The sequence below is a fragment of the Kitasatospora sp. NPDC038210 genome (assembly GCF_055600605.1).
Genome location: NZ_JBVJYK010000005.1, coordinates 129,851 through 143,265 on the forward strand (window position 1 = coordinate 129,851; position 13,415 = coordinate 143,265).

At 71.0% G+C, this 13,415-nt stretch carries 13 protein-coding genes; 6 read left to right on the forward strand and 7 right to left on the reverse strand.

Annotated elements, in window-relative coordinates; genetic code table 11:
- Nucleotides 1-63: 63 nt before the first annotated feature.
- A complete protein-coding gene (locus ACZ7KX_RS12240) occupies nucleotides 64-912 on the reverse strand; it encodes a GNAT family N-acetyltransferase (protein WP_470326384.1) in 849 nt (282 codons plus the stop codon).
- A 243-nt stretch (nucleotides 913-1,155) separates the two neighbouring features.
- Between ACZ7KX_RS12240 and erpA the strand changes: the two genes are divergently transcribed.
- The gene (gene erpA / locus ACZ7KX_RS12245; RefSeq protein WP_316520866.1) at nucleotides 1,156-1,509 is read left to right on the forward strand and encodes an iron-sulfur cluster insertion protein ErpA; all 354 of its coding nucleotides are present in this window, start codon (nucleotides 1,156-1,158) and stop codon (nucleotides 1,507-1,509) included.
- A gap of 161 nt (nucleotides 1,510-1,670) precedes the next feature.
- Here erpA and ACZ7KX_RS12250 read toward each other — a convergent pair whose 3' ends face one another.
- The gene (locus ACZ7KX_RS12250; RefSeq protein ID WP_350522556.1) at nucleotides 1,671-2,354 is read right to left on the reverse strand and encodes a hypothetical protein; all 684 of its coding nucleotides are present in this window, start codon (nucleotides 2,352-2,354) and stop codon (nucleotides 1,671-1,673) included.
- A 103-nt stretch (nucleotides 2,355-2,457) separates the two neighbouring features.
- Nucleotides 2,458-2,664: a hypothetical protein gene (locus tag ACZ7KX_RS12255; protein ID WP_470326385.1), complete on the reverse strand. Its 207-nt coding sequence runs from the start codon at nucleotides 2,662-2,664 to the stop codon at nucleotides 2,458-2,460.
- A gap of 280 nt (nucleotides 2,665-2,944) precedes the next feature.
- On the opposite strand from ACZ7KX_RS12255, the gene ACZ7KX_RS12260 reads away from it, so the two are divergent.
- Complete coding sequence (locus tag ACZ7KX_RS12260; RefSeq protein ID WP_470326386.1) at nucleotides 2,945-3,922, forward strand: carbohydrate kinase family protein; 978 nt, start codon at nucleotides 2,945-2,947, stop codon at nucleotides 3,920-3,922.
- Here the strand turns inward: ACZ7KX_RS12260 and ACZ7KX_RS12265 are convergent.
- Entirely contained in the window at nucleotides 3,915-5,321 is a 1,407-nt protein-coding gene (locus tag ACZ7KX_RS12265; RefSeq protein ID WP_470326387.1) for an aminotransferase class V-fold PLP-dependent enzyme, read from the reverse strand. The two genes, ACZ7KX_RS12260 and ACZ7KX_RS12265, sit on opposite strands and share 8 nt — an antisense overlap.
- A gap of 369 nt (nucleotides 5,322-5,690) precedes the next feature.
- On the opposite strand from ACZ7KX_RS12265, the gene ctaC reads away from it, so the two are divergent.
- The 4 genes from ctaC to ACZ7KX_RS12285 all read left to right on the forward strand — a co-directional run bounded on the left by ctaC (nucleotide 5,691) and on the right by ACZ7KX_RS12285 (nucleotide 10,162).
- On the forward strand, nucleotides 5,691-6,545 hold the full coding sequence (gene ctaC / locus ACZ7KX_RS12270; RefSeq protein WP_470326388.1) for an aa3-type cytochrome oxidase subunit II: 855 nt from the start codon (nucleotides 5,691-5,693) through the stop codon (nucleotides 6,543-6,545).
- Nucleotides 6,542-8,317: an aa3-type cytochrome oxidase subunit I gene (ctaD, locus tag ACZ7KX_RS12275; protein ID WP_350522551.1), complete on the forward strand. Its 1,776-nt coding sequence runs from the start codon at nucleotides 6,542-6,544 to the stop codon at nucleotides 8,315-8,317. The genes ctaC and ctaD overlap by 4 nt, the downstream gene beginning before the upstream one ends.
- A complete protein-coding gene (locus ACZ7KX_RS12280; protein WP_350522550.1) occupies nucleotides 8,317-8,736 on the forward strand; it encodes a cytochrome c oxidase subunit 4 in 420 nt (139 codons plus the stop codon). Before ctaD ends, ACZ7KX_RS12280 begins: the two co-directional genes overlap by 1 nt.
- A gap of 169 nt (nucleotides 8,737-8,905) precedes the next feature.
- Entirely contained in the window at nucleotides 8,906-10,162 is a 1,257-nt protein-coding gene (locus ACZ7KX_RS12285) for a L,D-transpeptidase (protein ID WP_470326389.1), read from the forward strand.
- A gap of 60 nt (nucleotides 10,163-10,222) precedes the next feature.
- On the opposite strand, the gene ACZ7KX_RS12290 is transcribed toward ACZ7KX_RS12285, so the two are convergent.
- From ACZ7KX_RS12290 to qcrA, 3 genes are all read right to left on the reverse strand, one after another.
- A complete protein-coding gene (locus ACZ7KX_RS12290; RefSeq protein ID WP_470326390.1) occupies nucleotides 10,223-10,594 on the reverse strand; it encodes a GntR family transcriptional regulator in 372 nt (123 codons plus the stop codon).
- A gap of 111 nt (nucleotides 10,595-10,705) precedes the next feature.
- A complete protein-coding gene (qcrB, locus tag ACZ7KX_RS12295; RefSeq protein WP_470326391.1) occupies nucleotides 10,706-12,364 on the reverse strand; it encodes a cytochrome bc1 complex cytochrome b subunit in 1,659 nt (552 codons plus the stop codon).
- Nucleotides 12,361-13,413, reverse strand: a complete 1,053-nt coding sequence (gene qcrA, locus ACZ7KX_RS12300) for a cytochrome bc1 complex Rieske iron-sulfur subunit (RefSeq protein WP_470326392.1) — start codon at nucleotides 13,411-13,413, stop codon at nucleotides 12,361-12,363. Before qcrA ends, qcrB begins: the two co-directional genes overlap by 4 nt.
- Between the last annotated feature and the right edge of the window lie 2 nt (nucleotides 13,414-13,415).

Below are 13,415 nucleotides of genomic sequence, written 5' to 3' on the forward strand. Positions count from 1 at the left end.
CTCCCGTCGTACGGCCCCACCGGCTCCCGGTGGGGCCGTACGCCGTCGCGCCGGGGGCGGCCGCTACAGGAACGCGCCGCTCGGCAGGTACGGCATCGGCGGCCGCATCCCGCGCACCCCGACGAACCCGCCGGCCCGCGGGGTCAGCCCGACCTCCAGCCCGACGTCCAGCGCCCACTCCTGCTCCGCGGTCAGGTGCTCCACCCGCGCCTCGACCCCGTCCGGCACCCGGGCCAGCGCCTCGCGCAGCAGCCGGGCGGCGATCCGCTTGCTGGTGGCGGCCAGCAGCCGCACCGCGCCGCCGTCCCGGTAGCAGTAGCCGCTGCCGGCCAGCGCGTCGGCGATCAGCAGCTCCTCGAAGTGGCCCAGCATCAGCTCGTGGTCGGGCCCGTGCGCGGACCCGCGCAGCCGTCGGTCCACCGAGTCCAGCAGGTGCAGGTGGGTGGCGTTGCCGGGGTGCACCGGGATGTCCCCGGGGTCGATCAGCCCGCTCCGGTCCACCCGTCCGGACAGCCGCATCGTCGGGTGCAGGGTGAACCCGGCCAGCCGGTAGCGGCGCGCCGCCGCGGGGGAGTCCGGGGCGCAGACCATTCCGCGCAGGCAGCCCCGCGCGTGCGTCGCCGCCCGCTCCAGCAGCAGCCGCCCGACGCCCTTGCCCTGCGCGGACGGCCGGACGGCGTACAGGGAGGGCGTCCACAGGCCCTCCCGGCGCATCGACAGCACCGCCCCGACCGGCTCCCCGCCGATCGACGCCAGCCAGCAGCCGCCGGGATCGGTGCGCGCCAGGTGCCTCGCCGCGGCCGCCCCCAACGGCGCGGGCCCGGCCACGGCGGGGTCGTCGAACGCTGCGGCGGCCAGTTCCCGGACGGCCTCCGCGTCCGCGGCGGTGTCCTTGACCGGGCGAAGGATCATGGCACCATCCTGGCGTCCGACGGTCCGAAGCGGGGCCGGTTCACCCGGATCCGGGGCTCGGGCGGTGCCCGGTCGTCCCGGGTTGTGCGAGCATGGGGAGCGTAGGGGACGCGGGTGGCACACCCGGCCCACGGAAACCAGCCGCACATCAGGCCAGCAAATTCGTCGCCGCCCGGGAAATGAAACCGGACGGCCGTTGGTTGGCACTGGCGGTAGACCGTCGTCAAGACCGGGAGAAAGCAGATGACCGTCCAGGACGAGACCACCGTCGAGAGTGGCATCCTCCTCACCGATGCCGCCGCGGCCAAGGTCAAGGCCCTGCTGGAGCAGGAAGGCCGCGAGGACCTCGCGCTGCGCGTCGCCGTCCAGCCCGGTGGCTGCTCCGGCCTGCGTTACCAGCTGTTCTTCGACGAGCGCTCGCTCGACGGCGACGTGATCAAGGACTTCAACGGCGTCAAGGTCGTCACCGACCGGATGAGCGCCCCGTACCTGGGTGGCGCCACCGTCGACTTCGTCGACACCATCGAGAAGCAGGGCTTCACGATCGACAACCCGAACGCCACGGGCTCCTGCGCCTGCGGCGACTCGTTCAGCTAAGCCTGCTGCGAAAAGGCGGCCCCGGGAGCTCCCGGGGCCGCCTTCTCGTTGCCCGCGTTCCCGCGTTCCCGCGTTCCCGCGTTCCCGCGTTGCCCGCGTTCCCGTGTGCGCCGAGCGCGGCCGGGGCCTGCGGGGCCCCGGCGGCCGACTCCCACCGGCTGCTACTGGCCGGCCACGTCCGGGGTCACCGGGTCCGGCCCGGCGTGCGGGTCGGCGTCCAGCGGCACCTCCTGGCCGCTGGTCTTGTCGACCACCGTCCGCCCGGCCAGCGGCGAGCGCAGGTCGGCCGACACCGACTGCCGCTTGGCCAGCGCGTTGCAGACCTGCCCCGGGCCCACGGTGGGCGGTCCCGTCACGACCAGGACGTCCACCCGGCCCGGCTGCGACTCGTCCGCCTTCAGCGCGTACTTCGTGCAGACCCCGCCGAAGAAGTAGACGGTCAGCTTGGTGGTGCCGTCCACCCGGTAGGCCACCGGCGGATGCGCGGGCGAGCCCGAGCCGTTCGGGTTCGGCTCGCCCGGCGCGATCCCGTTCACCGGGGGAGTGCCCGGCGTCGGCTGCCCCGGGGCGGGCGAGGCCAGGGTGGGGGAGAAGTCGGTCGGCGGCGTCTGCGGCTTGCCGGTGTCCGCGGGGCTCCCCGTCGCGGTGGCGGACGCGCCGCCGGAGGGCGTCGGGGCCTGCGGGGAGGCGCTCGCCGAGGCCGAGCCGCCGGCCGTGGCACTCGCCGAGTCCGAGGCGGGCTTGCCGTCCCCGTTGCACCCGGCCACCGTCACCACCGCCGCCAGCGCCAGGGCCGCCAGGGCCGCCGTCCGCCGACCCCGCCGCGGCATCGTCTCCAGATCCATCTGCACATCCTCCCGAGAGCTCAGCGGTGCCGCCTCCTCGGCCGCTCCGCGCGGATGTGACGTGCCCCGGGCGGATCCGGTTCCGCGTTCCTCCGGGAACGGCTCAGAAGCCGTACTCGGCCATCCCGGCGACCACCCGCTGCGCCCCGGACGGGACCCGGAAGCCGACGGGTGAAGGGGCGCTGGTCTCCGGGCCGGGCGTCACCAGCGGCCAGAACCGGCGCAGCCGCCGGGAGGAGTCCAGCAGGGCGTCGAGGGTCTCGCCGTCCTCGGCCCGCAGGCCCGGCAACGGGGAGTGGTCGGTCATCATCGGGCATCGCTCCGATCGAGTGCCGTGGCCGCGCTGCCACGGTCGACGTCGGGGCCCACCCGCACGGCGGGCCTCCTGAGGCCGACCCTAGGCCGGGCCTCGCACCGCCCACCAGTGCTACCCGGAGGTAGTACACGTTCGACGGCAAGGGGTGCCACCATGGCCGTGCGGGGCGGCAACTTGCGGGACTCTTGCCGGTTCGCCGCCCGGAGCCCGGTACCGTGGGTGGGTTCGTCCGCGCCTGCCCGCTGGCCCTGAAGCCACCCTGAGGAGACCTTCCGTGCGTATCGCCGTCGCCGGCTCGATCGCCACCGACCACCTGATGACGTTCCCCGGCCGGTTCGCCGACCAGCTCGTCGCCGAGCAGCTGCACACGGTGTCGCTGTCCTTCCTGGTCGACACCCTGGACATCCGCCGCGGCGGGGTCGCCCCCAACATCGCCTTCGGCATGGGTGTGCTCGGACTGCGCCCGATCCTGGTCGGCGCCGCCGGCGCGGACTTCGCCGAGTACCGCAGCTGGCTGGAGCGCAACAACGTGGACTGCGAGTCCGTCCACATCTCCGAGACCCGGCACACGGCCCGCTTCATGTGCACCACGGACCAGGACCACAACCAGATCGCGTCGTTCTACACCGGCGCCATGGCCGAGGCCCGCAACATCGAGCTGAAGCCGATCGCCGACCGCGTCGGCGGCCTGGACCTCGTCCTGATCGGCGCCGACGACCCGCAGGGCATGGTGCGCCACACCCAGGAGTGCCGCACCCGCGGCTACGCCTTCGCCGCCGACCCCTCCCAGCAGCTGGCCCGCCTGGAGGGCGACGACATCCGCGAGATCGTGGACGGCGCCGCGTACCTCTTCACCAACGAGTACGAGGCCGCGCTGATCGAGACCAAGACCGGCTGGGACTCCGAGGAGCTGCTCACCCGCGTCGGCACCCGGGTCACCACCCTCGGCAGCAAGGGCGTCCGGATCGAGCGCAAGGGCGAGGCCCCGATCCTGGTCGGCTGCGCCCAGGAGGAGGCCAAGGTCGACCCGACCGGTGTCGGCGACGCCTTCCGGGCCGGCTTCCTCACCGGTCTGTCCTGGGACCTCGACCTGGAGCGCTCCGCCCAGCTCGGCTGCATGCTCGCCACCCTGGTCATCGAGACCGTCGGCACCCAGGAGTACGAGCTGCGCCCGGCCGCCTTCCTGAAGCGCTTCGAGGACACCTACGGCGCCGAGGCGGCCGCAGAGGTCCGCGCGAACCTGGTCAAGTAGTCCGCCGCACGACGAGGTAGGCCGAGCCCCGGTCGCCGCCGTAGTCGGCGGCCGGGGCCTCGCCCGCGTACTCGTGCCCGCGCATCCCGCACCAGGCCGGGATGTCCAGCCGGGCCGCCTCGTCGTCGGCCAGCACGGCGACCGTGCCGCCCCGCGGCACCTCGCCGATCCGCTTCGCCAGCTCGATCACCGGCAGCGGGCACCGTTTGCCCAGGGCGTCGATGACGAGCAGGGCGGAACCCTCCTGCGCGGCGGCCGCCGCCGGCGCCGGGAGGTCCAGCCCGAGCGGCGCCCGGACACCGGCCACCAGCTCCGGCAGCACCGCGAGGAAGCGCTCCACGTCCGTCTCGGCCGTCCCGTACGGCAGCGAGACCCGGACGTTCCCCTCGGTGAGCACCCCCATCGCCGCCAGCACGTGGCTGGGCGTCAGCGTGGAGGAGGTGCAGGAGGAGCCGGAGGAGACCGCGAAGCCCGCCCGGTCGAGCTCGGTGAGCAGCACCTCGCCGTCCACGTACAGGCAGGAGAAGGTGACGATGTGCGGCAGCCGCCGCACCGGGTCGCCGACCACCTCGACCTCGGGCACCAGCTGCGGCACCCGGGCCCGGATCCGCTCCACCAGCGCGTGCAGCCGGGCGTTCTCCTGCTCGGCTCCGGCCCGGACGGCGCGCAGCGAGGCGGCCGCGGCCACGATCGCCGGGACGTTGACGTAACCGGGCACCCGGCCGCCCTCGCGCTCGTCGGCCGGCAGCGGCGAGGAGTAGCGCACGCCCTTGCGCACCGCCAGCACCCCGACCCCGGGCGGGCCGCCCCACTTGTGCGCGCTCGCGGTCAGCAGCGACCAGCCCGCGGGGACGTCCACCCGCCCGGCGCTCTGCGCGGCGTCCACCAGCAGCGGGACGCCGGCCGCGGCGCACAGTTCCGCGACCTCGCCGACCGGCTGGACCGTTCCCACCTCGTGGTTGGCGCTCTGCAGCGCGGCCAGCGCGGTGTCCGGGCGCAGCAGCGCGCCGAAGGCCGCCGGGTCGACCCGGCCGCCCCGGTCCACCGGTACGACCGAGGCCTCGCCCCCGCCCGCCGTGTGGCGCTCGGCGACGTGCAGCACGCTGGAGTGCTCCACCGAGGAGTGCACCAGGTGGCCGCCGCGTCGGCGGTTGCCGGCCAGGGCGCCGAGCAGGCCGAGCTGGACGGCCTGCGTCCCGCTCGCGGTGAAGGCGATCTCGTCGGCCCGCGCGCCCAGGACCTCGGCGACGGTCTCGCGGGCGGCGTCCAGCAGCATCCGGGCCTGTCGGCCGGAGCGGTACAGCCGGGCCGGATCGGCCCAGCCCTCGTCCAGGGCGGCGGTCAGTGCCTGCCGCGCGACGGGGTGCAGGGGGGCCGTCGAGGCCGCGTCGAAGTACACGGTCACATTTAACGACACACCCGACGCGGGTTCCGGTCCGATCGCACGGCTCACCGGCCGTCAGTCGATCACCCCGAATGTCCGCTTCATCCGTGTCCGACGGGTCGTCACAGGTGTTGTCCGAGGTCATCCCCCGATCGGGCGTACGGACCTCGAATGCCTACGATGACCTGCGGCGCAGCCCTTGCCGGGCCTGATCGGGCGACCGGGCGGCGCGTTACCGGGGGCTGCCCGTCAGGAGCGCATAAGGCTGGAGTAGGGTTTGGCCCGCATAAGCATTCAAACCGTGCCCGTGGACGGGTCGCCGGGGAGGCTCACACTCCTCCCCGGGGCGACGCGAAGGCGGGCGAGACTTCGGGAAGGCGCTACGTGAGTCCCAACGGCTCCGACCGCTCGCCGCGGCGCACGATGCGGCGGAAGCTGCCTCAGGCGCTGGCACTGGGCCTCGTCATCGCGACCGCCACCGGCTGCTCGGCCAACGACCTCCCCAGGCTTGGCCTCCCGAGCCCCGTCACCGAGGAAGGGCCGCTGGTCCTCCGCATGTGGCAGGGGTCCTGGATCGCGGCGCTGGTGGTCGGCGTACTGATGTGGGGTCTGATCATCTGGAGCGTGATCTTCCACCGGCGCAAGCGCACCGGTGTGGAGGTACCTCCGCAGACCCGGTACAACGTGCCCATCGAGGCGCTCTACACCGCGGTCCCCATCATCATCGTCTCGGTGCTCTTCTACTTCGTCGCCCGCGACGAGGCCAAGTTGACGTCCACCTCCGAGAAGCCGCAGCACTACGTCAACGTGGTGGGCTTCCAGTGGAGCTGGGCGTTCAACTACGAGAACACCGAGAACCCCGACCCGGCCAACAAGGACGCCGCGTTCGAGGTCGGTACTCCCGGGAGCGTTCCGACGCTCTGGCTGCCGGTCAACGAGTCGGTGCAGTTCCGGCTCACCTCGCGTGATGTCATCCACGACTTCTGGCCCGTCAACTTCCTGATGAAGATGGACGTCGTGCCGGGCGTGGTGAACAAGTTCGAGGTCACCCCGAACGTCAAGGGTGAGTACATGGGCAAGTGCGCCGAGCTCTGCGGCACCGACCACTCGCGCATGCTGTTCAACGTCAAGGTCGTCGACCGCGCCGACTACGACAAGCACCTGGCCGAGCTTCGCGCCAAGGGCCAGAACGGTGCGGTGCCCTCCGGCCTCATCGGCATGGGAAGTGAAGAGAAGTGACCATCCTCAACGAGCCCGCCGCAGCAGGCGGGGGCGCCGATGCCGTCACGGTCGGGGCGCAGCGGACCCGGAAGCCGGGTTCGACCATCATCAAGTGGCTGACCACCACTGACCACAAGACGATCGGCACGCTGTACCTGGGCACGTCGTTCGCCTTCTTCCTGATCGGTGGCATCCTCGCCCTGGTCATGCGCGCCGAGCTGGCTCGTCCCGGGACCCAGATCCTGTCGAACGAGCAGTTCAACCAGGCGTTCACGATGCACGGCACGATCATGCTGCTGATGTTCGCGACGCCGCTGTTCGCGGGCTTCGCGAACTGGATCATGCCGCTGCAGATCGGCGCCCCGGACGTGGCCTTCCCGCGTCTGAACATGTTCGCGTACTGGCTGTACCTCTTCGGTTCGACCATCGCGGTGGCGGGCTTCGTGACCCCGAACGGCGCCGCCGACTTCGGCTGGTTCGCCTACTCCCCGCTGTCGGACGCGGTGCACTCGCCCGGCGTCGGCGGCGACATGTGGATCATGGGTCTGGCCTTCTCCGGCTTCGGCACGATCCTCGGTGCGGTCAACTTCATCACCACGATCATCTGCATGCGCGCCCCGGGCATGACGATGTTCCGGATGTCGATCTTCGTCTGGAACGTCCTGCTGACCTCGGTGCTGGTCCTGCTGGCCTTCCCGGTCCTGGCCGCCGCGCTGTTCGCCCTGGAGGCCGACCGCAAGTTCGGCGCCCACGTGTTCGACCCGGCCAACGGCGGGGCGCTGCTCTGGCAGCACCTGTTCTGGTTCTTCGGTCACCCCGAGGTGTACATCATCGCGCTGCCGTTCTTCGGCATCGTGTCGGAGATCATCCCGGTCTTCAGCCGCAAGCCGATGTTCGGTTACTCCGGTCTGATCGCGGCCACCATCGCGATCGCCGGTCTGTCCGTGACGGTGTGGGCGCACCACATGTACGTCACCGGGCAGGTGCTGCTGCCGTTCTTCTCGTTCATGACCTTCCTGATCGCGGTCCCGACCGGTGTGAAGTTCTTCAACTGGGTCGGCACCATGTGGAAGGGCTCGCTGAGCTTCGAGACCCCGATGCTCTGGACGGTCGGCTTCCTGGTCACCTTCCTCTTCGGTGGTCTGACCGGTGTCCTGCTGGCCTCCCCGCCGATCGACTTCCACGTCTCGGACTCGTACTTCGTCGTCGCCCACTTCCACTACGTGGTCTTCGGCACCGTCGTGTTCGCGATGTTCGCCGGCTTCCACTTCTGGTGGCCGAAGATGACCGGCAAGATGCTGGACGAGCGCCTCGGCAAGATGACCTTCTGGACGCTGTTCTTCGGCTTCCACGCCACCTTCCTGGTGCAGCACTGGCTCGGCGCGGAGGGCATGCCCCGCCGCTACGCCGACTACCTGGCCGCGGACGGCTTCACCACGCTGAACACCGTCTCGACCATCGGCTCCTTCGTGCTCGGCCTGTCGATCCTGCCGTTCCTCTACAACGTCTGGAAGACCGCCAAGTACGGCGAGAAGGTCACCGTGGACGACCCGTGGGGCTTCGGCCGCTCGCTGGAGTGGGCGACCTCCTGCCCGCCGCCGCGGCACAACTTCCTCACCCTGCCGCGGATCCGCTCCGAATCCCCGGCCTTCGACCTCCACCACCCGGAGATCGCCGCGCTGGACTACCTGGAGAACCACGGTGAGCCGGCCAAGCACCTCGCCGGTGTGACCCCGGCGAAGTACGACGCCCCGAAGCTGGGCAAGGGCAAGCAGGAGGGTGACGCCTGATGAAGGAACAGGGAAAGATCTTCCTGGGCCTGTCGGTCTTCGTGCTGGCGATGGCCATCACGTACGGCCTGTGGACCAACAACGCCGAGGGCCCGGGTCTGGAGGCCGCCGGTACCACCGCGCTGTTCCTGGCCTTCGCGCTCTGCGCCTTCATCGGGTACTACCTCGCCTTCACCGCCCGCCGGGTGGACAGCGGCGCGGGTGACAACCCCGAGGCCGAGGTCGCGGACGACGCCGGCGAGCTGGGCTTCTTCGCCCCGCACAGCTGGCAGCCGCTCTCGCTGGCGCTCGGTGGCGCGCTCGCCTTCCTGGGCGTGATCTTCGGCTGGTGGCTGATGTTCTGGGCCGCTCCGATCATCCTGATCGGCATCTTCGGATGGGTCTTCGAGTTCTACCGGGGCGAGAACCAGAACCAGTAGGTTCCGCATCCGACACCAGGGCCGGTCCTCCCGCACGGGAGGACCGGCCCTGGTGCGTCTCCGGGGTGACGGCCTCACTCAGCCGGGTGAACGAGGGGTCCCTCGGATGTCGCTCTGCCAGCAGGCGTTCCTACGATCTGATCAATCGTGCGAACCCCCGGAGGCGGTCATGGCCGACAGGCACGGAATCGCAGGCATAGGCAGCATCTCGCTCGCCCTCGCAGTACTGGCCCCGCTGGCCGCCTGCTCGTCCGGTGACGACGAGTCCGCCGGGCCGCACCGGATCGACGCGGCCCCGCTGGTCCACCTCTCGGCGGACGGCCAGGTCGATCCCTCCCAGCCGATCACCGTGACGGCCGTGCAGGGCAGCCGGCTCACCGACGTCACCGTGGTCGGCCCGGACGGCCGGGTGGTCGCCGGCAAGCTCGCCGACGACCAGCGCAGCTGGCAGACCACCGGCCGGCTGAAGGCCGCCACCACGTACTCCGTCCGCATCTCCGCCGACGACGGCAAGGGCGGCCGTGGCGACACCACCGCCGGCTTCAGCACCGTCGCGGCCCAGCGCCTGCTCACCGCCAAGCTCGGCCCGGACTCCTCCGGCAGCGGCGTCTACGGGGTCGGCCAGCCGCTCACCGTGCAGCTCTCCGAGGCGGTGAAGGACCCGCAGGCCCGCCAGGAGGTCGAGCAGAGCCTGACCGTGACCTCCCAGCCCGCCGTCACGGGCGCCTGGTACTGGGTGGACGACAAGAACCTGCACTTCCGGCCGGAGGACTACTGGCCGGCCGGCACGACCGTCGCGCTGGCCTTCGACGCCGCCGGCAGCCGGATCTCGGACGGCCTCTACGGCGGCGACCGCAGCGCGCTGAAGCTGCGGATCGGGGCGCGGGTCGAGACGGTGGTCGACGCGGCCGCCCACGAGCTCACCCTGAAGCGTGACGGCGAGGTCGTGCGGACCATCCCGGTCACCACCGGCAAGCCCGGCTTCGACACCCGCAACGGCATCAAGGTGGTGCTCGGCCAGGAGCAGTCCGTCCGGATGAGCGGCGAGACCATCGGCATAGCCGCCGGCAGCTCGGAGTCGTACGACCTCGACGTGAAGTGGGCCACCCGGGTGACCTGGAGCGGCGAGTACGTGCACGCGGCGCCCTGGTCGGTCGGCTCGCAGGGCGTCGCGAACGTCAGCCACGGCTGTACCGGCATGAGCACCGACAACGCAAAGTGGTTCTACGAGAACACCCGGGTGGGGGACCTGGTGACGGTGGTGAACAGCCAGGGCGCCGCGATGGAGCCGTTCGGCAACGGCTTCGGGGACTGGAACGTGGCCTGGACGGACTGGGTCAAGCACAGCGCCGTCGGACAGCCCCTCAGCACCACGGTTCCGGCCGGCCAGGCCCCCGCCGCGGGGATGATCCGCCCGGAGGTCTGACCGGGGGAGTGCCGGGCCCGTGCGGACCCGTGCGGGGTCGTCCGGGCCCCGCACGGGCCGTCAGGCCTCCGGGTAGGCCAGCCCCAGCGCGGTGACCACCGCGGCAACGGCGTCCGCGTGGGAGAGCCCGAGGCGGCTCGCGCGCTCGGCGTACTCGGTGGCGGCCGCGGCGGCCAGCCGGTGCGCGCTGTCCCCGGTGGCGGCGATCAGGGTGCCGCGCCGGCCGTGGGTCTCCACCACGCCGTCCGTCTCCAGCTCCCGGTAAGCGCGGGCGACGGTGCCGGCGGCCAGGCCCAGCTCCTCGGCCAGGGCCCGCACGGTGGGCAGCTTCAGCCCGGTGGGCAGCTCCCCGGTGCGGGCCCGCTCCGCGATCTGGGCGCGGATCTGCTCGTACGGCGGCGTGGCGGAGGCGGTGTCGACGGAGAGCTGCACGGGAGGCTCCTGGAGACGCGGTCGGGGACGGGCCGGCGGATGCGGAAAGGCCGAGGGCCGCCGACCAGACGAACTCTGGTCAGCGGCCCTCGGGGTGACGCGGGTACGGGATCAGTGGTGGCCGTGGCCGCTGGTGATCTCGTGGTGCTCCTCGGCGGTCGGCTTGGGGATCTGGCCGCCCTCGCCGTAGTAGCCGCGGGACAGCTTGGCCCGGGTGCGGGTGAGGACGCCGGCCTTGCGGGCCACGCCGTTCTCGTCCGTCTGGGCCAGCAGCTCGACCGGCTGGTTCTGCTCGTGCGCGGTGAGCTTGAACAGGTCCTTCTGCGGCAGCTGCGCGTGCACCTCGACGAACTCGCCGTGCGGCAGGCGCTTGATGACGCCCGTCTCGCGGCCGTGCAGCACCTTCTCCTTGTCACGGCGCTGGAGGCCGAGGCACCAGCGCTTGGTGACGATGAAGGTGATGACCGGGACGACGAAGAAGCCGACGCGGACGAAGTAGGTGATCGAGTTGATCGACAGGTGCAGGTGGGTGGCGAACAGGTCGTTGCCACCACCGATCAGCAGCACCAGGTACAGGCTGATCCAGGCGGCACCCAGGGCGGTGCGGACCGGGGCGTTGCGCGGGCGGTCCAGGATGTGGTGCTCGCGCTTGTCGCCGGTGATCCAGCCCTCGATGAACGGGTAGACCGCGATCGCGACCAGGACCAGCGGGAAGATCATCAGCGGGACGAAGACACCCAGGTTCAGGGTGTGGCCCCACAGGCTGATCTCCCAGCCCGGCATGACGCGGATCAGACCCTCGGAGAAGCCCATGTACCAGTCGGGCTGGGCGTCCGTGGACACCTGGTCCGGGCGGTACGGGCCGTAGGCCCAGATCGGGTTGATCGAGGCGATCGCCGAGATGGCGGCGATCAGACCGAACACCAGGAAGAAGAAGCCACCGGCCTTGGCCATGTAGACCGGCATCAGCGGCATGCCGACGACGTTCTTCTCGGTCTTGCCCGGGCCCGCCCACTGGGTGTGCTTGTGGTAGAAGACCAGGATCAGGTGCGCCACCAGCAGGCCGAGCATGATGCCCGGGATCAGCAGCACGTGGATGGTGAAGAACCGCGGGATGATGTCGTGCCCGGGGAACTCGCCGCCGTACAGGAACATCTGCAGGTAGGTGCCGACCAGCGGGACGGCGAGGATCGCGCCTTCCATGAAGCGGATACCGGTACCCGACAGCAGGTCGTCCGGCAGCGAGTAGCCGAAGAAGCCGTCGAACATGCCCAGGACCAGCAGCAGGAAGCCGAAGACCCAGTTGATCTCGCGGGGCTTGCGGAACGCGCCGGTGAAGAACACGCGCATCATGTGCACGAGCATCGCGGCCACGAAGACCAGCGCGGCCCAGTGGTGGATCTGACGGATCAGCAGGCCACCGCGGACCTCGAAGCTGATGTCGAGCGTCGACGCGTAGGCCTCGGACATGCCGATGCCCTTGAGCGGGACGTACGACCCGTTGTAGATCACCTCGCCCATGGAGGGCTTGAAGAACAGCGTCAGGTAGACACCGGTCAGGATGATGATGACGAACGAGTAGAGGCAGATCTCGCCGAGCATGAAGGACCAGTGGTCCGGGAAGATCTTCCGCAGGTTGGCCTTGGCGAGGGAGTAGATCCCCAGCCGGCCGTCCGTCCAGTCAGCCGCGGCCTCCCACTTGTTGGCGGGCTTGGCACGCGTGCTGGACGGCTTGGCGGCACCGGTCGTGGTGCTGCTCGCGCTACTCATCGAGCACGCTCCCAGAAGCTCGGGCCGACGGGCTCCGCGAAGTCGCCGGTGGCGACCAGGTTGCCCTTGTCGTCAGTGGTGATCTTCAGCTGCGGCAGCGGGTGGCCGGCCGGGCCGAAGATGACGCGCGCGCCGTCCGCCAGGTCGAAGGTCGACTGGTGGCAGGGGCAGAGCGCGTGGTGGGTCTGCTGCTCGTACAGGCTGATCGGGCAGCCGACGTGGGTGCAGATCTTCGAGTAGGCCAGGATGCCCTCGAAGCCCAGCTCCTTGGAGTTGTCGTCCTTGATGTCCTCCGGCGCGATGCGCACCAGCATCAGGGCGTCCTTGGCGATCCGCTGCTGGAAGTCCTCGTCGTGGGTGCTCAGGCCCTCGGGCATGGCGAAGGTCAGCGAGCCGATGGCGACGTCCTGCGGCTTCAGCGGCAGCATGGTGTTCATGTTGACCAGCTGCAGCGGCTTGGCCGGAGTCGCCTCCTTCCAGCCGGTCTCCTGGAGCTTCTTCTCCGGGAGCGGGCCCAGGTCGCGGAGCAGGACCACGCCGGAGAGCGGGACCAGCGCCATCGAACCGATGAGGGTGTTGCGGATCATCTTGCGGCGGCCGAAGCCGGACTCGGCGGCGCCGGTCTTGAACTGCTCGATGACGTCCGCGCGGACCTCGTCGTCGGCCTCGATCGGGTGACGCTCGGCCGGCAGCTCGACGTCCGACATCAGGGTGCGGGCCCAGTGGACCGCGCCCGCGCCGATCATGAAGAGCGCGACGCCCAGGGTCAGACCGAGCGCGAAGTTCAGCGCGCTGACGTGACCCAGCGGGAAGATGTAGACGATCTTGTCCGGGTCGATGGCCACGTACGAGGCGATGAAGCCGACGGTGGCGAGCATCGAGATCACGAACATCAGCGAGACCTGGCGCTCGGCGCGCCGGGCGGCCTTCTCGTCGATGTCGGTGCGACGGGGCTCGTGGGCCGGCAGGCCCGGGTCGGCGAACGGGTTGCCGTGCTCGGCCACCTCGCCGACGGAGCCGTGGGACTCCGGGAGCTTCTCTTCTGACATGT